The 21,128-nt window shown below is 65.2% G+C and carries 20 protein-coding genes and 2 tRNA genes; 15 read left to right on the forward strand and 7 right to left on the reverse strand.

Translation table 11 applies throughout. The annotated features are described in order from the left end of the window. Positions 1 to 80 precede the first annotated feature (80 nt). Positions 81 to 443 carry a hypothetical protein gene (locus AXW83_RS05685; protein ID WP_066611392.1) on the forward strand — a complete coding sequence of 121 codons (363 nt, stop codon included), beginning with the start codon at positions 81 to 83 and terminating at the stop codon, positions 441 to 443. Here AXW83_RS05685 and AXW83_RS05690 read toward each other — a convergent pair. Beyond that, positions 427 to 1,149, reverse strand: a complete 723-nt coding sequence (locus AXW83_RS05690; RefSeq protein ID WP_066611394.1) for a glutathione S-transferase family protein — start codon at positions 1,147 to 1,149, stop codon at positions 427 to 429. The two genes, AXW83_RS05685 and AXW83_RS05690, sit on opposite strands and share 17 nt — an antisense overlap. A gap of 119 nt (positions 1,150 to 1,268) precedes the next feature. On the opposite strand from AXW83_RS05690, the gene AXW83_RS05695 reads away from it, so the two are divergent. Then, positions 1,269 to 2,060: a helix-turn-helix transcriptional regulator gene (locus tag AXW83_RS05695; RefSeq protein WP_082766964.1), complete on the forward strand. Its 792-nt coding sequence runs from the start codon at positions 1,269 to 1,271 to the stop codon at positions 2,058 to 2,060. Here AXW83_RS05695 and purN read toward each other — a convergent pair. Together purN and purM are read right to left on the reverse strand one after the other, a co-directional pair. Further along, positions 1,988 to 2,551, reverse strand: coding sequence for a phosphoribosylglycinamide formyltransferase (gene purN / locus AXW83_RS05700; RefSeq protein ID WP_066611396.1), 564 nt, complete (start codon positions 2,549 to 2,551; stop codon positions 1,988 to 1,990). The genes AXW83_RS05695 and purN overlap by 73 nt on opposite strands. A 50-nt stretch (positions 2,552 to 2,601) precedes the next feature. Beyond that, complete coding sequence (gene purM / locus AXW83_RS05705) at positions 2,602 to 3,675, reverse strand: phosphoribosylformylglycinamidine cyclo-ligase (protein WP_066611398.1); 1,074 nt, start codon at positions 3,673 to 3,675, stop codon at positions 2,602 to 2,604. 224 nt (positions 3,676 to 3,899) lie between these two features. Between purM and AXW83_RS05710 the strand changes: the two genes are divergently transcribed. Together AXW83_RS05710 and AXW83_RS05715 are read left to right on the forward strand one after the other, a co-directional pair. Continuing rightward, positions 3,900 to 5,009 (forward strand): AI-2E family transporter, encoded by a 1,110-nt coding sequence (locus AXW83_RS05710; protein WP_066611400.1) that lies wholly within the window; start codon positions 3,900 to 3,902, stop codon positions 5,007 to 5,009. 7 nt (positions 5,010 to 5,016) lie between these two features. After that, on the forward strand, positions 5,017 to 5,709 hold the full coding sequence (locus AXW83_RS05715; protein ID WP_066611402.1) for a P-loop NTPase family protein: 693 nt from the start codon (positions 5,017 to 5,019) through the stop codon (positions 5,707 to 5,709). A gap of 18 nt (positions 5,710 to 5,727) precedes the next feature. Here the strand turns inward: AXW83_RS05715 and AXW83_RS05720 are convergent, their stop codons facing one another. Beyond that, positions 5,728 to 6,972: an acyl-CoA desaturase gene (locus AXW83_RS05720; protein WP_066611404.1), complete on the reverse strand. Its 1,245-nt coding sequence runs from the start codon at positions 6,970 to 6,972 to the stop codon at positions 5,728 to 5,730. A 174-nt stretch (positions 6,973 to 7,146) separates the two neighbouring features. On the opposite strand from AXW83_RS05720, the gene AXW83_RS05725 reads away from it, so the two are divergent. Together AXW83_RS05725 and ppx are read left to right on the forward strand one after the other, a co-directional pair. Next, a complete protein-coding gene (locus tag AXW83_RS05725; RefSeq protein WP_082766967.1) occupies positions 7,147 to 9,405 on the forward strand; it encodes an RNA degradosome polyphosphate kinase in 2,259 nt (752 codons plus the stop codon). After that, positions 9,341 to 10,915: an exopolyphosphatase gene (ppx, locus tag AXW83_RS05730; protein ID WP_236841829.1), complete on the forward strand. Its 1,575-nt coding sequence runs from the start codon at positions 9,341 to 9,343 to the stop codon at positions 10,913 to 10,915. Before AXW83_RS05725 ends, ppx begins: the two co-directional genes overlap by 65 nt. A gap of 9 nt (positions 10,916 to 10,924) precedes the next feature. Here ppx and rnd read toward each other — a convergent pair whose 3' ends face one another. After that, complete coding sequence (rnd, locus tag AXW83_RS05735; protein ID WP_066611406.1) at positions 10,925 to 12,064, reverse strand: ribonuclease D; 1,140 nt, start codon at positions 12,062 to 12,064, stop codon at positions 10,925 to 10,927. Between the two features lie 138 nt (positions 12,065 to 12,202). On the opposite strand from rnd, the gene aspS reads away from it, so the two are divergent. Genes aspS through AXW83_RS05755 form a run of 4 tightly spaced genes read left to right on the forward strand, consistent with a single transcriptional unit; the run spans position 12,203 to position 15,618 of the window. Next, positions 12,203 to 13,981 (forward strand): aspartate--tRNA ligase, encoded by a 1,779-nt coding sequence (aspS, locus tag AXW83_RS05740; protein ID WP_066619917.1) that lies wholly within the window; start codon positions 12,203 to 12,205, stop codon positions 13,979 to 13,981. A gap of 6 nt (positions 13,982 to 13,987) precedes the next feature. Further along, entirely contained in the window at positions 13,988 to 14,359 is a 372-nt protein-coding gene (locus AXW83_RS05745; protein ID WP_066611408.1) for a hypothetical protein, read from the forward strand. Between the two features lie 7 nt (positions 14,360 to 14,366). After that, the gene (locus AXW83_RS05750; protein WP_066611410.1) at positions 14,367 to 14,666 is read left to right on the forward strand and encodes a hypothetical protein; all 300 of its coding nucleotides are present in this window, start codon (positions 14,367 to 14,369) and stop codon (positions 14,664 to 14,666) included. Positions 14,667 to 14,709: 43 nt separating this feature from the next. Further along, positions 14,710 to 15,618 (forward strand): glycosyltransferase family 2 protein, encoded by a 909-nt coding sequence (locus AXW83_RS05755; protein ID WP_066611412.1) that lies wholly within the window; start codon positions 14,710 to 14,712, stop codon positions 15,616 to 15,618. 64 nt (positions 15,619 to 15,682) lie between these two features. Here AXW83_RS05755 and AXW83_RS05760 read toward each other — a convergent pair whose 3' ends face one another. Together AXW83_RS05760 and AXW83_RS05765 are read right to left on the reverse strand one after the other, a co-directional pair. Beyond that, positions 15,683 to 16,378, reverse strand: a complete 696-nt coding sequence (locus AXW83_RS05760; protein ID WP_272481834.1) for a CatB-related O-acetyltransferase — start codon at positions 16,376 to 16,378, stop codon at positions 15,683 to 15,685. After that, a complete protein-coding gene (locus AXW83_RS05765) occupies positions 16,368 to 18,206 on the reverse strand; it encodes a hypothetical protein (RefSeq protein ID WP_066611413.1) in 1,839 nt (612 codons plus the stop codon). The genes AXW83_RS05760 and AXW83_RS05765 overlap by 11 nt, the downstream gene beginning before the upstream one ends. Before the next feature lie 197 nt (positions 18,207 to 18,403). On the opposite strand from AXW83_RS05765, the gene AXW83_RS05770 reads away from it, so the two are divergent. The 5 genes from AXW83_RS05770 (at position 18,404) to AXW83_RS05790 (ending at position 20,990) form a co-directional block, all read left to right on the forward strand. Then, positions 18,404 to 18,874, forward strand: coding sequence for a DUF192 domain-containing protein (locus AXW83_RS05770; RefSeq protein WP_082766968.1), 471 nt, complete (start codon positions 18,404 to 18,406; stop codon positions 18,872 to 18,874). A 67-nt stretch (positions 18,875 to 18,941) separates the two neighbouring features. After that, positions 18,942 to 19,018, forward strand: a tRNA-Pro gene (locus AXW83_RS05775). A 39-nt stretch (positions 19,019 to 19,057) separates the two neighbouring features. Beyond that, complete coding sequence (locus AXW83_RS05780; protein ID WP_066611415.1) at positions 19,058 to 19,363, forward strand: ETC complex I subunit; 306 nt, start codon at positions 19,058 to 19,060, stop codon at positions 19,361 to 19,363. 72 nt (positions 19,364 to 19,435) lie between these two features. Beyond that, a tRNA-Arg gene (locus AXW83_RS05785) sits at positions 19,436 to 19,512 on the forward strand. 410 nt (positions 19,513 to 19,922) lie between these two features. Further along, positions 19,923 to 20,990, forward strand: coding sequence for an acyltransferase family protein (locus AXW83_RS05790; RefSeq protein ID WP_156639824.1), 1,068 nt, complete (start codon positions 19,923 to 19,925; stop codon positions 20,988 to 20,990). Positions 20,991 to 21,128 lie beyond the last annotated feature (138 nt).

A 21,128-nucleotide genomic window follows, 5' to 3' on the forward strand; every position in this document is an offset into this window, starting at 1 on the left:
CGGCGCTGTGGACCATCCCGACTTGCGCTGGCGGGCGTGAATCGCGCGTTTTGCGCGGGTTCTGGAAGGATTTTCGAATCATGACGATGCGGCGTGTAGGTGCGGTCTTGCTGGCCGGTGGGTTGTCGCTTTTTGCCGGGCTTTCGGCCTATGCCGCCAGCGGCACCAGCGCCCTGCCGCCAGCGGATCCGACGGCAAAGAACCTGACGCCCTACATGATCCAGCTGCGCGCTTTCGACGCCTGCCTCGTCACCCAGTCGCGCCTGATGGGCACGACCCGCGAAGAGGTGCATACGCCTTGCAGCTGCTACGCCAAGGGTACGGTCGGCGCCATGTCCAAGGACGAAATCCAGGCCTTCCGCGACACCGGCTACTTCAACGATACGGCGCGCGAGAAGGGCCTCGGCTTCCTCGACCGCTGCAAGCTCAAGCGGCCGGCCTGACACCCTCAGCCGCTGGAAAGAAGCGCTCGCTCATCCGCGTCGCATAGGCGACGAGGCTGGGTCGCGCTTCGACGAGGCCCCGGAAGGCTGAATCGAACAATGGGCACAGGCCTGCGATCGTGAAGGCGCCGAGCGCCGCATCGCCTCCAGCCGGTGCGTTGCCGCCGAGATACTCCCGCTCACCCAGGACTGCTACGATCGAGTCCAGGCTGCGCGCGGCCAGCACGAGCCGCTCGGCCTGGCTGTGCCGCCCGATGCCGTGACCGTGCAGGTTGCGCCTGACCTGGCGTCGGACCATGGCGCAGATCAACGGCCGCAGTGGCGCCGGCACGGTCTTGAAGAAGTTCGCCGGGCCGCGCGCAAAGTTGGCGTCGTCCATCCAGCGCTCCTCGACGATGATCCAGTAGATCTGGTCCTCCAGCATCTTCTCGACCGCCCAGAGAACACCGCGCCGCTCGGCGTCGAGTCCTCCGTCGAAATCGATGCCGTGTTGGCTTTCGAGATGGAAACGGATGAAGCTCGAATCGGCGATGGTGACGCCGTCATCGACGATCACCGGCAGTTTGCGCTTCGGCGCGCGACGCAGATCGCCGTTCGCCCGCTCATAGGGCAGGCCCGATAATTTCAGCAGGATCTCGGCCTTGATGCAGAACGGGCTCGGGTCAGGCAGTCCGAAAGCCGGCCCGAAACTGTGCAGCGTGATCATATGGTCGCCCCCGTAGATAGATATCGTGACGCATTGTCCTACTGACACGCTGCTGACAGGAGTTGTCAGCAGCGCTAGAGCATTGTGGCATTGCTCAAGCCGAAGTGGGAACTATCGACATGCAGCGTGCCGAACGATTGCTCGATCTGATCCAGAGCCTGCGCCGCCGGCGCCGGCCCGTCACCGCCGATACGCTCGCCGCCGAACTCACCGTCTCGGTGCGCACCATCTATCGCGACATCGGCGTGCTGGTGCGCCAGGGTGTACCGATCCGGGGCGAGGCCGGCATCGGCTATGTCCTGGATGCCGGGTTCGACCTGCCGCCGCTGATGCTCTCGCCCGACGAGATCGAGGCCGTGCTGGTTGGGATGCGCTGGCTCGGCGAGCGCGCCGATCCCGTGCTGGCGCGCGCAGCCGAGGATGTGGTCAGCAAGATCGCCGCGGTCCTGCCCGCGCATCTCAGGCCGATCCTGCTCGACGGCGCCCTGTTCGCGCCGAGCTACGGCGCCGACAAGCCGGTCGATCAGGTCGATGTCGCGGGCGTGCGCGCGGCGATCAGGCAGGGGCGCAAGCTGCAGGTGCGCTATCGCGACGAGGCGGGCCGCGAATCGCAGCGGATGATCTGGCCGATCGGCATGACCTTCTACGAGCGCGTTCGCATCGTCATCGCCTGGTGCGAATTGCGTCAAGCCTTCCGGCATTTCCGGACCGACCGGATCACCGATCTCGTCCTGCGCGAGGAGCGCTATCCGGCCCGCCGCGCCGAACTGTTCCGGCGCTGGCAGAAGGAGGAGGAGGCGAGGGCGACCGAGCGCGCCTGCGTCTATGAGCCCGAGGCTCAGCCGCGCACCAATGCGCCGTCGACCAGTGCGGCGCGGCCCGAGGCGACCGCTGCAAGCGCCGCGGGATAGAGCGTCAGCTCCTCGGCGAGGACGCGCGTCGCCAGACTGTCCTCGTCGTCCCCGGGCAGGACCGGTATTTTGGCCTGCGCGATGACCGGGCCGGCATCGAGTTCCGGCACGACGAAATGCACGCTGCAGCCATGCTCCCCGACACCCGCTGCCAGCGCTTGGGCATGGGTGTGCGTGCCCTTGAACAAGGGCAGCAGGGACGGGTGTATATTGATCAGCCGGCCCTCCCAGCGCCGCACGAACCACGGCGTCAGGATGCGCATGAAGCCCGCCAGCGCCACGAGATCGATCTGGTTGATCCGCAGCGCCTCGTCCATGGCGCGCTCGAACGCCTCGCGGTCCTTGCCGAACTCGCGATGATCGACGGTCGCGGTTGCGATGCCAAGCGCCTGCGCTCGTTCGAGGCCGGCAGCATCGGGCCGGTTCGAGAGCACGAGACCAATCTCGGCAGGATAATCCGAAGCTTGCGCAGCCTTGGCCAGCGCCACCATGTTCGAGCCGCGCCCCGAGATCAGAATACCGACGCGCTTACGTGGTCCGCTCACAGGGAAAGCTTGCCGCGATAGCCGACGGCCTCGTCATCGGCTCCGATCGGGACGATCTCGCCCAGCCGCACCGGCTTTTCGCCAGCCGCTGTCAGCGCCGCCTCGACCTCCGCGGCCTTGGCCGCATCGGCCGCGACGATCATGCCGATGCCGCAGTTGAAGGTCCGCAGCATCTCGCGCTCGGCGACGCCGCCGGTGCGGGCGAGCCACCCGAAGACGGGCGGCACGGTAATGGCCGACAGGTCGAGCGCGACGCCGAGCCCTTCGGGCAGCACGCGCGGAATGTTGTCGGGGAAGCCGCCGCCGGTGATATGCGCCAGCGCCTTGATGCCGTCCGTCGCCTTTAGGGCGGCAAGCAGCGCCTTCACATAGATCCGCGTCGGGATCAGCAGCGCTTCCGCCAGGCTCGTCTCCGGGGCGAACGGGGCAGGGGCGTCCCAGGCCAGCCCGCTCATCGCGACGATGCGCCGGACCAGCGAAAAGCCGTTCGAGTGCACGCCAGACGAAGGCAGGCCAAAGATCACGTCGCCCGGCGCCAGATCCGCCCGCGGCAGCAGGGTGCCGCGTTCGGCCGCGCCGACCGCGAAACCGGCGAGATCGTAGTCCTTCTCGGCGTAGAGGCCCGGCATCTCGGCGGTCTCGCCACCGATCAGCGCGCAGCCCGCTTGCCGGCAGCCATCGGCGATGCCGCGCACGATCTCGACGCCGACCGCGGGATCGAGCTTGCCGGTGGCATAATAGTCCAGGAACAGCAGTGGTTCGGCGCCCTGCACGATCAGATCGTTGACGCACATCGCCACGAGATCGATTCCGATGGTCGAGTGCAGCCCGCTCTCGATCGCGATCTTGACCTTGGTGCCGACGCCGTCATTGGCCGCAACCAGGATCGGATCGGTGAAACCCGCGGCCTTGAGGTCGAACAGGCCGCCGAAGCCGCCGATCTCCGCATCCGCACCCGGCCTGCGCGTCGCCCGCACCAGCGGCTTGATCTGGTCGACCATGGCGTTGCCGGCGTCGATATCGACGCCCGCCTGCGCATAGGTCAGTCCGTTGGCGCCGGGTTTGGTCATGGTCGAGAGCCTTCATCCTGTTCGCGCGAGCGATAGGCAACCACGTCCGGTGTGGCAAGCGGGCAGGGTGCATTCCGGCTGCCGATCCACCGTTAGGGGCTCGTGCCCCCGGCATCCGACGAAACCCTCATGCGATCGCGTCCGGCAGCGGCCGCTTGGAACCTCCGCTGCTCTCGCTTATCTGTGGTCGCGCGCTGCCGTCGGCGCGAGAAAGGCCTGGATCGATGACATTGCAGCGTCAAATCGGCTTCTGGCTGATGTCTCTCGTCGTTTTCGTGCTGCTTCTCGTTCTGCTCCGGGACATTCTGCTGCCCTTCGTCGCCGCGCTGGCACTGGCCTATCTGCTCGATCCGCTGGCCGACAGGCTGGAACGAATGGGGCTGAGCCGGCTTGCCGCCACGATCGCCATCCTCTTCATCTTCCTGCTGGTCTTCGTGCTCGCACTCGTGCTGCTGGCGCCTTTGCTCGGCCAGCAGCTTGCCGGGCTCGTGGCGCGCCTGCCGGCCGACGCGGCCAAGCTGCAGGCGCTCGTGCTGGAGCGCGGAGCTCCCTGGCTCGAACGCCTCGGCGGCACCAAGATCACCGAGGAGGCGCAGAACTCGCTCGGAAACCTCGTGGGGGAGGGGACGAAATGGGTCGGCAGTGTGCTCCAGTCGCTGTGGACGGGGGGCACGGCGATCATCGGGGTGTTCTCGCTGCTGGTGCTGACGCCGGTCATCGCCTTCTATCTGCTCGTCGATTGGGACCGGATGTGCGCCACTGTCGATGGCTGGCTGCCTCTCGACCATCGCGAGACGATTCGCGGTCTACTGCGCGAGATGGACACCGCCATTGCCGGCTTCCTGCGCGGGCAGGCGCTGGTCTGCCTGCTGCTGGGTATCTTCTACGCCGTGGGCCTGAGCCTGCTCGGCGTCAATTTCGGCGCGCTGATCGGCATCATCAGTGGTTTTCTCTCCTTCATTCCCTTTGTCGGCTCGCTGACCGGGCTCGTGCTCTCGGTCGGCGTCGCGATCGTTCAGTTCTGGCCGGACTGGACCTGGCCGCTGGCGACGCTCGGCGTCTTCGCCGCAGGCCAGTTCCTCGAAGGGAATATCTTTCAGCCGAAATTCGTCGGCGATTCGATCGGCGTGCATCCGGTTTGGCTGATGTTCGCGCTGCTCGCCTTCGGCACGCTGTTCGGCTTCGTCGGTCTGCTGCTGGCGGTGCCGCTCGCGGCGGTGATCGGCGTGCTCTGCCGCTTCGCGCTCCGGCAGTATCTCGCCAGCAACATCTATCATGGCGGCGATGCGACCAAGGCCGCCATCGTCAAGGCGCGCATCGACGCCGACGCTTGAGCCTCCGATGTCCGAACCACCAGCCCGCGCGCGCCAGCTCGCCTTCGACCTGCCTGTCGACAGTCGTCACGGCGTCGAGGATTTTCTGATCGGCCCGTCCAATGAGGCGGCCTATGGCATGGTCGAGGCATGGCCGAGCTGGCCGGAGGCCTGGCTCAGGCTCGTCGGCCCCGAAGGTGCCGGCAAGAGCCATCTCGCGGCCATATGGGCAAAATCGGCCCATGCATGGTCTGTTCCAGTCGCACAGGTCACACAGGACAAGGTGCCGCATCTGGTCTCGGGTGGCGCGCTGGTCGTCGAGGATTGCGACACAGGAAGCCGCGACGAGGCGGCGCTGTTTCATCTGATGAACGCGATGAAAGCGAAGGGCGGCTTCCTGCTGCTGACCGCCCGCACCGAGCCCGATCGCTGGGGCCTGCGCATCCCCGATCTGCTCTCGCGGCTGCGCCTGGCGCCGCAGGCTCTCATCGCGCCGCCCGACGACGCTTTGCTCCGGGCGGTTCTGGTCAAGCTCTTCATCGACCGTCAGCTTGTGGTCGATGCCGGCATCATCGAGATGCTGGCGCTCCGGATGGAGCGGTCCTTTGCCGCCGCGCGCACCCTCGTCGATGCGCTGGACCGGCTCTCGCTCGAGCGCGGCCGGCGGGTCACGCGCCCGCTCGCGGCCGAGGTTCTGGCGGGGCTTTTTCCCGACGAGTGACGCCGTAAGGCCGCCCGATCAGCCCTGCGGCTGCGCCGATCCGGCCGGGGCCTGCGACGAGATCAGCCGGGCGTGCATCGCGTCGATCAGGAGGTCATGGGCGCGGGCCGCGATCGCATCGAGCGAAGGCGTGCGCACGAACATTGCGGCTGCCTTCTCGCTCAATTCCTCACGGCTCGGCAGCACCGGCAGATGCCACCCGGCGAAGGCGTCCTGCGCCTGCTGCTGCATGACCGCCAGCCGGTCGCTCGCGCGGTGCTGCAGTTCGGCGAGCGCGGTCCGCAGTTCCGCCCTCGTCAGCGTCGGCAGGTGGAGATCGGCCAGAGCAGGCGTCGCGGCATAGGCCTCGCGAAAGGCGCTGACGATCCGGTCCAGCGGCACCGATGCCGCCAGCCGCTCCGCCGAATGTTCGATCACGCGCGGCGGCAGTGCCTGCGAGCGGTCGATGATCGCCTGCGGCGGCGCCTTCAGATCCCAGACGAGCCCGATCTTCGACATCCCGAGAATGAGATAATAGGTCGGATCCCACTGCCACCAGCGGAAGCCCTGCCTGACACTGTACTGGTAGGCATGGTGGTTGTTGTGCCAGCCTTCGCCCATGGTGATGACCGCGAGCCACCAGTTGTTGCGGCTCTCGTCGCCGGTCAGATAGTGTTTGTCGCCATGCACATGCGCGAGCGAGTTGATGCAGAAGGTGCCGTGATAGACCGCGACCGTCGACCAGAAGAAGCCGACGAAGAGTCCGGCCCAGCCATCGATGGCGAAGCATAGAATGGCCAGCGCGATCGCGGGCGCGATCTCGAACCGGTGCAGCCACTGCAATTCCGGGAACTTCGTCAGGTCCGGGATCGTCGTGCGGTCGAAACGATCATGCTGGCGCGCGAAGATCCAGCCGAGGTGGGAGTAGGCGAAGGAGGTATGCACCGGCGAATGCACGTCATGCTCGGTATCGGCGTGGCGGTGATGATGCCGATGCTTCGAAGCCCACCACAGCACGCTCTTCTGCGCCGTCGATTGCGCCAGAACCGCGAGAACGAACTGGAAGAACCGGCTGGTCTTGTAGGTCCTGTGCGAAAAATAACGGTGATAACCGCCCGTAACCGCAAACATCCGCAGCCAGTACAGACCGATGGCGAGCCAGACCGAGGTCGTGGTCACGCCGCTCCAGATCGCGCCGAAGCAGGCGAAATGCGCGAGCACGAAAGGGATCGCGGAGGGATAGACGATGTCGTCATCGTCATGGGACGCGCCGCTCTGGGTCAAGGCAGCCTCTGCTGGAACGGACGGATCGCAAGGCAATTGCCGTCGAGCCGTACAGGATCGGGATCGTTCATAACTGAACAGTAGCCGTGGCGGTCGCGCAAGTGCACGTCTCGCCGCAGCTGCAGGCGACATTAAAGCAAATGGGCTCGCGCGTCATCGAAACGTCACGCTAGGATGACTTTCAAGGCGCCCAAGGAGACCGATGTGGCCACAGCAGCGACCCGAACGAAAGCCAAGCCCATGAGCGTAGAAACCGCTGAGGCGGCGACCGGCGATACGCCGGGCGGCGAGGCCGAGGCGATTCGGCAGTCGCCTGCCCGCTTCATCAACCGCGAGCTGTCCTGGCTGCAGTTCAACCGGCGCGTCATGGAGGAAGCCTCCAACCGCAATCACCCGCTGCTTGAACAACTGCGCTTCCTGTCGATCTCGGCGGCCAATCTCGACGAGTTCTTCATGGTCCGCGTCTCGGGGCTGCGCGAGCAGCTCAAGGCCGGCGTCGTCACCCGCAGCCAGGACGGGCTGACCCCGGCCGAGCAGCTTGCCGAACTCGGTAAGGCCGTAACCGCGCTGACGGCCGACCAGCAGGCCCGCTGGGTCGAACTCAAGGCCGACCTGCACGAGAACCGCATCCATCTGCTGGCGCCGGGCGACATCGGTCCACAGGAGCGCGTCTGGCTCGAGGATTATTTCCTGAACTACGTCTTCCCGGTGCTGACGCCGCTGGCGATCGACCCGGCGCATCCCTTTCCCTTCATCCCCAATCTCGGCTTCACCCTGGCGCTGGCTCTGGAGCGCGTCAGCGACGGCCGCCCGCTCGACGCCTTGATCCGCGTGCCGGGCAAGATGGATCGCTTCATCGAATTGCCCGATCTCGGACGCGAGGGGCTGCATCGCTTCATCGCGCTGGAAGATACGGTGGCGCTGTTCATCGCCAAGCTCTTTCCCGGCTACGACGTCAAGGGCACCGGCTCCTTCCGCGTCATCCGCGACACCGATCTCGATATCGAAGAGGAGGCCGAGGATCTCGTCCGCGTCTTCGAGACCATGCTGAAACTGCGCCGCCGCGGCGTGGTGATCAGGCTCGAGGTCAGCGTCGGAATGCCGGCCCATCTGCGCCGGCTGATCGTGCGCGAACTCAAGGTCGACGCCGACGAGATCGTCGAGGTCGTCGGCATGATCGGCCTCAACGAGTTGGCGCTGCTGGTCGGCGTCGACCGGTCCGATCTCAAGTTCAAGCCCTACAATGCCCGCTTCCCCGAGCGCATCCGCGAGCATGGCGGAGACTGTTTCGCGGCCATTCGCCAGAAGGACCTGCTCGTCCACCACCCCTATGAGAGCTTCGACGTCGTGGTGCAGTTCCTGCAGCAGGCGGCGCGCGACCCCAGCGTCGTCGCGATCAAGCAGACGCTCTACCGCACCTCCTCGAACTCGCCGATCGTCCATGCGCTCGCCGAGGCCGCCGAGGCGGGCAAGTCGGTAACGGCCCTGGTCGAGCTCAAGGCCCGTTTCGACGAAGAGGCCAATATCCGATGGGCCAAGGATCTGGAGCGCGCCGGCGTGCAGGTCGTCTACGGCTTCATCGAGCTGAAGACCCACGCCAAGCTCTCGATGGTGGTGCGTCGCGAGGCGGGCCAGCTCGTGACCTACTGCCATATCGCGACCGGCAACTATCACCCCATCACGGCGCGCATCTACACCGACGTCTCGTTCTTCACCGCCGACCCGGTGATGTCGCAGGACGTCGCACGCGTCTTCAACTTCATCACCGGCTATGCCGAACCGGCAGGGCTGGAAAAGATGTCGGTCTCGCCGGTCGGGCTGAAACAGCGGCTGCTCGACGATATTTCCGAGGAAATCGCCCATGTGAAGGCCGGCCGGAAAGGCGCGATCTGGGGTAAGTGCAATTCTCTCGTGGATCCGGAGATCATCGACGCGCTCTACGATGCGAGCCAGGCCGGTGTCGAGATCGACTTCGTCGTGCGCGGCATCTGCTGTCTGCGGCCTGGCGTCCCGGGCCTGTCGGAAAACATCCGCGTGAAATCGATCGTCGGCCGTTTTTTGGAGCACACGCGCATCTACGCCTTCGGCGCCGGCCACGGCATGCCCTCGGCGAAAGCCAAGCTCTACATCTCCTCGGCCGATCTGATGCCGCGCAACCTCGATCGCCGGGTCGAGGCGCTGACCCCGATCCTCAACGCGACCGTCCACCAGCAATTGCTCGAACAGATCATGCTCGCCAACTTCCTCGACAACGAACAGAGCTGGACGATCTTGCCCGATGGCGGCTCCCGACGCATTGTCCCGGCGCCGGGCGATGAGTCGTTCAACGCCCACAAGTATTTCATGACCAATCCGAGTTTGTCCGGACGTGGAAAATCTCTCTCTAATTCAAGCCCCCGTTCGCTTTCCAGACGCGGAGGCAAGAAGACCTGAGGCTGGACAGGCGCCCGGGCGGCTGAGTCTGGGCGATACGCTCGCCATCGTCGATATCGGTTCGAACTCGGTGCGTCTCGTCGTCTACGAGACGATCGCGCGGGCTCCGGCGCAGGTCTTCAACGAAAAGGAGATGGCGGGGCTCGGCCGTCAGGTCGCAACGACCGGGCGGCTCGCCACGGATGCGATGGACAAGGCCATCGCGGCGCTGGTCCGTTTCCGCATCCTCTGCGAGGCGATGCATGTCGGCGCGATCCGCGTCATCGCCACGGCCGCGGCTCGCTATGCCAGCAACGGGCCCGAATTCATCGCGCGCGCCGAGGCCGCGATCGGCCAGCCGATCGAACTGATCTCCGGCGATCGCGAAGCGATCCTGTCGGGCCTTGGCGTCATTTCCGGCTTCGACAATCCTGACGGCGTGGTCGGAGATCTCGGCGGCGGCAGTCTGGAGCTGATTTCGGTTGCCGGCGGTGCTGTCGGGGAGGGCGCCAGCGTTCCGCTCGGCGGCCTCGCCCTGCTGGATCGCTCGAAGAATTCGCTCAGGCAGGCGGAGAGGATTGTCAGGGAGGAGCTCGACAAGCTGCCGCAGCTCGCCGCGATGCGCGGCCGCGACTTCTACGCCGTCGGCGGCACCTGGCGCGCGTTGGCGACGCTGCACCAGCGCCAGTCGCAATACCCGCTCAACGTCATGCACGGCTACACGGTGCCGGCCCGCGATGTCGCCGATTTCGTCAGGCTGATCGAGCGGGCGGACGCCACCATGCTTGAAGCGATCGACGCCGTGTCGTCGGCTCGGCGTCCCCTGCTCGCCTATGGCGCGCTGGTCCTCGACGAACTGATCAAGCGCGGTCGGCCCCGCGCCATCGTGATCTCGGCACAAGGCGTGCGCGAAGGGCTGCTCCACGAGCAGCTCTCGCCGCAGGAGCGCGCCGCCGATCCGCTGTTGCGGGCGGCGAGGGACTACAACCACCTGCGCGCGCGCGATCCGCGCCATGCCGCCGAGTTGATCGCCTGGACGCGCACCATCATCGAGACGGCCGGTCTCTCGGAAGACGAGCCGTCGTCCCGGCTGATCGAATCGGTCTGCCTGCTCTCCGATATCGGCTGGCGCGCCCATCCCGACTATCGCGGCGAGCAGAGCATGAACGTCATCGCCCATGCCTACTTCACCGGCATCGACCATGTCGGGCGAGCCTTCCTGGCGCTGGCGATCTTCCATCGCTATGCCGGGCTGAAATCGGCCTCGCCGACCGCCATGGCGCTGCGGGGACTGCTGCCGCCGCCGGTCCTCGACCGCGCCATCCTGCTGGCGGCGATTTTCCGGGTCGCCTATCTGCTTTCGGCGGGCATGCCCGGTCTTCTGCCGCGCACGCCCGCGATATGCGTCGATGGCCGGCTCGTCCTGCGCCTTCCCGACGATCTGCGCGCGCTTGCCAGCGACCGTGTGGTCGGGAGGCTGAAACAGCTCGCCAAACTGCTAGGTCGCGATCACGAGATCAGCCGGGCCTGAGCCTCGTCGTCAGCCGACGACGACGCGTCCGCGCGCGATCCGCAGGCTCAGCGCGCCGTTCTTCAGCGCCAGCGCCTTCTCCCCGAAAACCTCGCGCCGCCAGCCCTGCAGGGCAGGGACCCTGGCCTCGTCGTCGAAGGCGATGGCCTCCAGATCATCTGAGGATGCGATGATCTTGGGCGCGACCCGCTCAGCATCGGCGATCGCCTTGAGCAGCACTTTGAGCAGGTCGAGCACGGCGCCATTGCCGGAGCGGCCGCGCTCGCGTTCGAGCCGGGGCAGATCCTTCGGATCCAGCGCCAGCCCGCGTTCGACCGCCGCCAGCACCTCGCCGCCGGCCCGCGACCGCTCGAAGCCGTTGGGCACGGAGCGCAGTTCCGCCAGCGCCTCGACCGAGCGCGGCGCGCGCTGGACGATGTCCATCAGCGCATCGTCCTTCAGCACGCGCTGGCGCGGCACGTCGCGATTTTGCGCCTCGCGCTCGCGCCAGGCGGCAAGCTCGATCAGCAGCGCCAGTTCCTTCGGCTTGCGGATGCGGCCCTTCAGCCGCTGCCATGCGTTCTCCGGCTTGACCTCGTAGGTGCCGGGCGAATTGAGCACCGCCATCTCCTCAGCGACCCAGGCCTCGCGCCCGCTCGCCTTGATGTCGGCGTCGAGCGCCAGATAGATGTCGCGCAGATGGGTGACGTCGGCCTCGGCATAGGTCAGCTGCGCCTCGTTGAGCGGCCGGCGCGACCAGTCGGTGAAGCGCGATGACTTGTCGATGCGCGCCTTGGCGAGGTCGTTGGCGAGTTGCTCGTAGCCGACCGAGTCGCCATAGCCGCAGACCATGGCGGCGACCTGCGTGTCGAAGAGCGGCGTCGGCAGCACCCGGCCGAGCATCCAGACGATTTCCAGATCCTGCCGCGCGGCATGGAAGACCTTGACGACTGCTTCGTCGACCATCAGGCCGAAGAAGGGCGCGAGGTCGAGATCGGGCGACAGCGGATCGACCATCACCGCCTCGTCGGGCGAGGCGAGCTGGATCAGGCAGAGTTTCGGATAATAGGTCGTCTCCCGCAGGAACTCGGTATCGACCGTGACGAAAGGATGCTGGGCCAGGCGCGCGCAGGCGTCGGCGAGATCCTGGGTGGTGGTGATGAGGCTCATGGCCGGCTCTTAGCAGACAGAAGAGAGCCATGTCGCGCGCGTTCTTGACAATCCGCGCCCCGGCGTGTGCTTACGGCGAAAATCGCCGGCTGCGCTTTGCCGGCCTCCTCGACCTGCGCAGAGACCCATCCCGTGACCATGCACCGCTATCGTTCCCACACCTGTGGCGCCCTTCGCGAGAGCCATGTCGGCCAGCAGGTCCGCATCTCGGGCTGGTGCCACCGCATTCGCGACCATGGCGGCGTGCTGTTCATCGACCTGCGCGACCATTACGGCATGACCCAGGTCGTGATCGATCCCGACTCACCGGCCTTCGCGGATGCCGAGTCGGTTCGGTCCGAATGGGTCGTGCGCATCGACGGCAAGGTCAAGCCGCGGCTGGCCGGCACCGAGAATGCCAATCTGGCGACCGGCGCGGTCGAGGTTTTCGCCACCGGCATCGAGGTGCTGGGCACCTCTGCCGAATTGCCGATGCCCGTCTTCGGCGATCTCGAATATCCCGAGGATACGCGGCTGAAATACCGTTTCCTCGATCTGCGCCGCGAAAAGCTGCACAACAACATCATGCTGCGCACGAAGGTCATCGACTCGCTGCGCACCCGCATGAAGACCTCGGGCTTCAACGAGTTCCAGACCCCGATCCTGACCGCGTCATCGCCGGAAGGCGCGCGCGACTTCCTCGTGCCGAGCCGTCTGCACCCCGGCAAGTTCTATGCGCTGCCGCAGGCGCCGCAGCAGTACAAGCAGCTCCTGATGATGGCGGGCTTCGACCGCTATTTCCAGATCGCGCCCTGCTTCCGCGACGAGGACCCGCGCGCCGACCGCCTGCCCGGCGAATTCTACCAGCTCGACGTCGAGATGAGCTTCGTCGAGCAGGACGACGTCTTCGCGACGATGGAGCCGGTCATTGCCGGCGTCTTCGAAGAGTTCGGCAACGGCAAGTCGGTCACCAAGAACTGGCCGCGCATCCCTTACGCCGAGTCGATCCGCAAATACGGCTCCGACAAGCCCGACCTGCGCAACCCGCTGGAGATGCAGGACGTTTCGGAGCATTTCCGTGGCTCGGGCTTCAAGGTGTTTTCGCGCATCCTCGAGGACGAGAAGAACCGCGTCTGGGCGATCCCCGGTCCGAAGGGTGGTAGCCGCGCGTTCTGCGACCGGATGAACAGCTGGGCTCAGGGCGAAGGCCAGCCGGGTCTCGGCTATCTGATGATCAAGGAAGACGGCGAAGGGCAGGGCCCGATCGCCAACAACATCGGCCCCGAGCGTGTCGCCGCGATCGTCGCCCAGATGGGGCTCAAGGCGGGCGATGCCTGCTTCTTCGCCGCCGGCAATCCCGACAAGTTCTACAAATTCGCCGGTGCGGCGCGCAACAAGGTCGGCTCCGAACTCGGTTTGATCGACGAGAACGCCTTCGCTTTCGCCTGGATCGTCGACTTCCCGATGTACGAGTACAACGAGGACGAGAAGCGGGTCGATTTCTCGCACAACCCGTTCTCGATGCCGCAGGGCGGGCTCGATTCGCTGAAGAACGACGATCCGCTCTCGATCAAGGCGTTCCAGTACGACATCGCCTGCAACGGCTACGAGCTTGCTTCCGGCGGCATCCGCAACCATCGCCCCGAGGCGATGGTGAAGGCCTTCGAGATCGCCGGCTATGGCGAGGAGACGGTGATCGAGCGTTTTGGCGGCATGTATCGCGCCTTCCAGTACGGCGCGCCGCCCCATGGCGGCATGGCGGCGGGCATCGATCGCATCATCATGCTGCTGGCCGGCGCGACGAACCTGCGCGAGGTCGCGCTGTTTCCGATGAACCAGCAGGCGGTCGATCTGCTGATGGGCGCCCCCTCCGAGGCGTCGCCGAAGCAGCTGCGCGAGGCGCATCTGCGCATCAGCGCTCCCGAAAAGAACGGCTGAGCCACGATGACCGTCCTGCTTCCGGCGCGGGCGCTCGCGCTCGCCTGTCTCGTCGCGCTACCGCTCGGCGCCTGCGTGTCCGTCCCCGTCAATTCGACGACGGGGCGGGCGACCGAACTCGCTACCCTGGTCTCGCGCTCGATCGCCTGCCGGGCCGGCAGCCCGCGCCGCGACACGCTCGACCGCTTCCTGACAGCGGAGGCGGAGCGCGGTGCGACGCCTGAGCAGATCGCCAGCGCCCGCTCGACCTACATCACCGTCTCCGAGGCGCAGACGATCAACCAGGGCATCAGGCCGGAGCGCTGCGACGCGGAGGAGCGGGCCGGGCTGAAGGACCGCATGACCCGCGTGCGCGCCGGCAGCTTCGAAGCGCTTTGACGTTGGCATGTTTCCGATCGGTCGTTTTTCTGTCGGGATGGCGCTGCTCGGCTTGAGCGCCTGCACGACCGTCGAGCCTGCGCCGGGCACGCCGGAATTCGCCGCCTCGCAGGTCTCGCGCGCCTATGACTGCGGGCTGCGCGTCGATCGCAGGAGCGTCATGGCGCGGCTGAACCGGGACGAACGCCCGCGCTTTCTCGCCGCGAACCAGGCCTACGCCGTTAAGGCCTACAAGGCGCCAAAGCGCTGCGACTCTTGGGAACGCTCGTCCGTCCTGCACGAGATCGGTGCCTTGACGCGGCGTTGAATTCCGCTTGCCTGCGAGGCCGCTTGCCCGCCACAAGGCTGCCATGTCGCCGCTCTCACCCGCCACCGTCACGGCCATCGTGGTCTCCTATGACAGCGCCCAAGTGCTGCCGGCCTGTCTCGCTGCCCTGGCGGCGGAAGGCGTCGCGGCGATCGTCGTCGACAATGCGAGCACCGATACGTCGCGCGAGATCGCCGGCGCTCATGGCGCGACCGTCATCGCTAATGCCAGGAACGAAGGCTATGGCCGTGGCAACAACCGGGGCATTGCGGCCTGCCGGACGCCGTTCGCACTCATCGTGAACCCCGATCTGGTCGTCGAAAGCGGCAGCGTCGCGGCCCTGCTGGCGGCGGCGGCACGCTATCCCGATGCCGGGCTTTTCGCCCCGCGCATCGTCGAGCCCTCGGGCCGGCTCTTCCTGCAGCCGCGCTCGCTGCTCTCGCCGCCCCATTTCAACAAGGCTGCCAGCGTGGTCGCGCCTGAGGGGGATGCCTGCCTGCCCTTTCTGTCGGGAGCCTGCCTGCTGGTCCGAACGGATGTTTTCGGCGCATTAGGCGGCTTCGATCCGCACATCTTCCTGTTCTACGAGGACGACGATCTCTGCCGCCGGATGCGCGAGGCCGGCCACGCACTGATTCATGTTCATGACGCGCAGGCGCGGCATGAACGCGGCAAATCAAGCCGACCATCGCTATCGCGCCGCTTCAACGCACGCTGGCATCTCGCCTGGTCGCTGGCCTATGTCTGCGCCAAATACGATCTGGCCGGGCCGTCGCCCGCGACGATGGTCAAAAATGCAGCAAAGGCCGTGGGTTACGGGCTGATCTTGAATCGGGCCAAGATGGCGGCCAATGCCGGTTCGGTCGCGGGCGCCATCGCCTGGCGTCGAGGAAAGACAGCGCTGGCCCGTCAGGGCCTCACAGATGCAGGTTCTCCATCGGCGTCGCGATGATGCATCGGTTCTTGCGCAGCAGAGGCAGGACAGGTCTCGATTCGAGCGGCGATGCTGCCCTCCGTCAGCCTGTCGTACCGCCGGGCAGATCGTCGACCTTGTCCGACGTGAGCACCGGGATCAGGCGGCGTATTTCGGTGTCCGGCAGATCCCACCAGCGCTTGGCGAGCAGTTCGGCGATGGCTTCCTCGCTCATGCGGTAGCGCACGATCCGAGCCGGATTTCCGGCGACGATCGCGAAAGGCGGCACGTCGCGTGTGACCACCGCTCGCGCTGCCACGACCGCACCATGGCCGATCGTGACGCCCGACAGGATCAGGCACTGCGAACCGAGCCAGACGTCATGGCCGATCGCGACGTCGCCGTTGGAGGCATGGCTGCCGTCGCGGCCGGCGGCCTCCGGCCAGATCCGGGGCAGGGCGGGAAATGGATAGGTCGTGATCCAGTCGAGCCGGTGGTTGCCGCCGAGCAGGATCTCGACTCCGTCGGCGATCGAACCATACCGCCCGATCGTCAGCCTCGCCCCAGACTCCGCGAACCGCACCTTCGGCCGACCATAGGTATGGGCGCCGACTGCGATCTGCCCCGGCCGCCTTGCGATCAGCTTCGCCAGATGCAGCCGCGTCTGGTTGTCGGGATTGATATGGCGGCGCAGAGTGCCCGAGAGCCAGCCGGGAAGCCCCGCCCACCATCGCACCAATGCGCTGGGCTGCCAGGCCATATCCTCCGGCGACAAGGCGCCGGGCGGGTCACTCGGCATTGGCCTTCAGGTCGATCTTGTCGAAGATCTCTGTCGGGTCGGTCAGCGTGATGACGTCGGCGAGGCCGAGCCCGCTTGCCGATTTGGCGCTGGCCGACACGGTCAACGTGCCGGGTTTGGCGGCAAAGCGCGACACCGCCGCCGTCAGCGTCTTGGCGGCATCGGACGGTCCCAGAATCGCGGCAAGTCCGAGATTCGCCATCATCGAGTATTCGCGCCGGAGATCCTCAGGCTTACGCTTGGCCTTGCGTGCCTCGTTTTCGACGATCTTCTCCAGAAGACCCAGATTCTGTAGCTTCGCCTCGACATTGCGCACCGTGGCGCCGAGCGCCGCGACCTGCGCCAGCGCGAGGTCGCTGGAGAAGAGGTCCTTGGTCACGTTGCCCAAAGTGCCCGATGCATCGAGCCTCGCCATGCCCGCCCCGCCGAGCGACAGCGTGCGGATTGCCAGTTCGCTGCGCGCCGCGTCCCAGGCCATGTCGAGCTTGGCCGAAAGGTCGATCGAGCGAAAACCCATGGCGATGAGATCGCGCGCGGCAGGGTTGCCCGGGCCTTCCGTGACCGGAGCCATCAATCTGTCGATCGTCATGGCGAGGCTGGTGGGGATGCCGTTCAACTGCTCCCCGGTCTTGAGCTCGAATGTGCCCAGCCCGATCTTCAGCGGCGGTGGCGCAGGCTGGCCGCGGACGGTCTCCTGAGGAGCCTCAACGGACAGGCCGGTAAGTCTGATCGTGCCGATCGTCGGAACGAATTTGCGGAAATCGATCGTGTCCGGATCGGCATCCGGCTTCGCCAGCAGCGCCTTCAACTCCGCGATCACGGGCCCGAACGAGAAGCCGGAATGGCTGATCGACTCGATCGTGCCCTTGCCGCCGCCTCCGGCGAACTTCAGTCCTTCCAGCGCCATTCCGGATTTCGCGGGTGTGTCCTCGCCATAGGCGATCCGCGCGATCGTCATCTCGACCGGGTCGGGCTTCGCACCCGGCTTGGGCGGCGCGACGACGTTCATCGCGAAATCGCGCGCCTCGCCGCTGCCGTAGAAGATCGTGTCGTAGAGCGACAGCAGCGACAGTCCGAGCTGCTTCTCTTCTTTGCTTTTGGGCTTGTCCGGCGCACCAGCGGATTCGCGCGAGGCCTTTTCGGCGGCTTCAGACAGCGTAACGATCCGGGCCAGAACCTCGCCGAGCGGCTCGTCTCCGACCTTGGCCGAAAACCCGCGCCCGACCATCCTGCCCATCGACATCTTGCCGGCGGGGCCCAGATCGACCGCGTAGCCGTCGAGTTCGAAGCGGCTGAAGATCGGCAGCAGCGGCTCATTGACGCCAGGCTGCGCCCGTTCGGTGAGCACGCGCGCCGTGTGCTTCAGGTCGAGACCTTCGAAGCTGGTCCGCTTGACCTGCCCGCTGACCGGACCGGCGGCTCCACCCGTGACGCTGATCGTGCCTTGCGCTGCTTCGCCACGCTCGATCCGGCCCGCACGGACCTGCGAGAACCGGATGTCGCGATAGCGCGTCACCTGCTTCTGCGGTCCGATCGTCTGCTCGAAGGTCAGTTCCGGAGCCGTGATTTCAGCCGCATCGAGGCGGCTCATCCGCGCGGCGGCACTCTCGCCGGTGCTGCCGTTGAACAGGGCAATGAACGCCTCTCGCTCCAGCGCCGAACCCTTCACATCGATTCGCGGCGCCACGATCGCCAACGCGCCGAAATCGAGCCGCAGATTGTCGATCTGGAAATCCGCCGCGGCTGCGGGCGGCACTGCCCCGATCAGCAATGCGGTGACGGTCGCGAGATGGCCGGGCGCAAGCCGGCGAAGGGTCGAAGCGTTCATGCAAGTCTCCAAGTTTCGGCGCGACCCTGCCGCAAGCCTGCGGCGAAGGAAAGACGTCGCCTGTCGTCGTGGTCACGAAAAGCTTGACCACCTGCCGTATCGGGCAGGTATTTGTCGCACATTCGCCATCTTGGAAGGCGCAGTGATCAACGCGGTCGGAGACGGATGGCGCCTCGCCGCGACGGAGCATTCAGGACATGCACGCCCCCCGCACATTTCTCGCTGCCTTCCTTGCCTGGGCGCTGCTGGCCTGCAATGCGACCGCCTTCGCCCAGACCGCGCCTGCTGCCGGACTCGAACCACTTGTCATCGTCAGCGGCGAAAAGCGCCATGCCTTTCAGGTCGAGGTGATGCGCACGCCGGACCAGCGCGCCAAGGGGCTGATGCACCGCAATTACATGCCGGCCGATCGCGGGATGTTGTTCGATTTCGCCCGCACCGAACCTGTGGCGATGTGGATGCAGAACACCTTCATCCCGCTCGACATGCTCTTCATTCGTGCCGACGGCACGGTCGCACGCATCGCCGAGCGCACCGAACCGCTCTCGACCCGCACGATTCCGTCGGGCGAGCCTGTCCTCTCCGTGCTGGAGATCAATGGCGGCGTCGCCGAAAAACTCGGCATCAAGCCCGGCGACAAGATCGAGCACGTCTTGTTCAAGCGCTGAGGCGGCGTTTCGCTTGCGATGCGAGGCCGCGTCGTGATAGCTCACCGGCACGACGAGAGCGGTTATTCGGGGTATAGCGCAGCCCGGTAGCGCATCTGCTTTGGGAGCAGAGGGTCCCAGGTTCAAATCCTGGTGCCCCGACCATTCTCGACCGGGACGAAACAGGAAGTGCGGAGGCAGGTCATGACGGCACGCATCTATCGCCCCGCCCGCACCGCGATGCAGTCGGGCACGGCCAAGACCGAGCGCTGGCTGCTCGAATACGAGCCGGAACGGCCACGCGAGATCGAGCCTCTGATGGGCTGGACCTCGTCGGGCGACATGAAGAGCCAGCTCAAGCTCTGGTTCGACAGCGCAGCCGAAGCCGTCGCCTACGCCACCCGCAACGGCATCGCCTATCGCGTCGAGCAGCCCAACGAGGCCAAGCGCCGCTCGATCGCCTATGCCGACAATTTCAAATACAGCCGCGTCGGACAGTGGACGCATTGATGAAACCGCGCGGCTGATCGCGCCGCGCACGAGCTTTCCGACAGGCGAGGACGCAAAACGACCTTCGCTTCAGGGCCCGTAGCTCAGATGGATAGAGCAGCAGCCTTCTAAGCTGCTGGTCGCTGGTTCGAATCCAGCCGGGCTCGCCACCATCGCCTCACGCGCCGAACGTCTGGAAGGTTTACTATTCCAGACGTTTAGCGTTGCTCGTGCATGCGTTTTCGTGTCACTCGACTGCACGACGATGGCGGTAAGCGATATGCAGCAGCGCAAGTCCGGCACCTGCGAGTGTCAGAGTAAAAGGCGATCTGCAAAACAGGCGGGTCTCGGGAGCCTATATTCCTCCCGCAATAGCTGCACCGTTGCGTGCCGGTTCGAAATTGACGCGTCCAATGTCCATCGCACCACAGCCCCGCAGCACTAGGCAGCGTGACGCGCATCTCATGATATCTACGCGATCATGATCACAAAATGCGATGGTCAATTCGGCGGTATATCACTGTTTTTCTGGAATTTGCCGCTTATCGTGACGGCTGTTGAGTTCGACAGGACTATTTAAGTGAAAAGCCAAAATATCAAATACATCGAAAGGCTGGATCACCTACGATTCTTTGCGGCTTTCCTCGTTTTAATGTTTCACGGTAGAATTTTTTACTCGGCAAAACAAATTTTTCGTATACCGATCATAGATCAGGGCGATATCGGAGTCACGCTCTTCATGGTTTTGAGCGGAATGATATTGACGCTGATTGCTTACGATAGCGCGATTTCACTCGGAAAATTCTACAGCAATCGGGCGCTCAGAATATATCCTCTGTTCGTATTCGTCATCACGCTCGGATATTTCTCGATGCCCGACCCGCGAGAGACATCCGTCGGCGTCGATTACCTTCTTTCACTGCTTCCGATCTCGAATCTGTATCGCATGAAGTACGGGCCCTTTGGCGGACAATTGTGGTCCGTCGCGGTGGAGATCCAGTTCTACCTTTTGTTTCCGATCCTGGCCTTAAAGGCGCGGGGCCTGCGGTTCTACGTCAGCCTGATCGCTCTGCTGATCATCCTGCGTACGCTGATCTATACTTTGAACGGCACGGTCCATCAGATGGCGTATTTCTCCATCTTCGGAAATCTCGACGCCTTCCTGATCGGGGGCATCACGGCGATCGCCTACAAGGAGACCGAGGGTTACACCTTTCGCTGGTACTGGTGCATTGCCGTCCTCGTTGCGATCAACGTCTTCCTTGTCGTCTTGTACAGATTGATCGGCTTCCCCAGCACGTCGCCATTCTGGACGATCTGGCCGGATGTGCAGAGCCTGTTGTGGTCTGCATTGATCCTGAGCTATCTGCGGGCGAATATGCGGGTTCCGCTCTCGAAGCTCTGGAGCTATCTCGGCAAGATCAGCTATTCGATTTATGCATGGCACATCCTGGTCTGGATGACCGTCGCGCACCTGATGCCCGTGCCATGGGGATCGACCTATTTGACCGGGCTTCTGCTGGTGTTGCCGGCAACGATCGCGATCGCGGCGCTGAGCTACTCTGTCATCGAAGCGCCTTTTCTGATGATGCGAGCTCGCTACGTCATCGCGTCCTCCGGCTCGGCAGCGCCAGTCGGCCGCCCATAGACCGGTGCAGCCGAAGATCGGCGGGCCTTTACCTTCTCCACACGCAATACCTGCGCAGGCCGCTTTGCCGGGATCTGGTATCAGCGATGTGGAGGACAGAACTGGCTCCACGCTTGCCGCGCCGCGCCGCGCGGCGTA

It is taken from the genome of Bosea sp. PAMC 26642, from assembly GCF_001562255.1.
Taxonomy (GTDB): Bacteria; Pseudomonadota; Alphaproteobacteria; order Rhizobiales; family Beijerinckiaceae; genus Allobosea.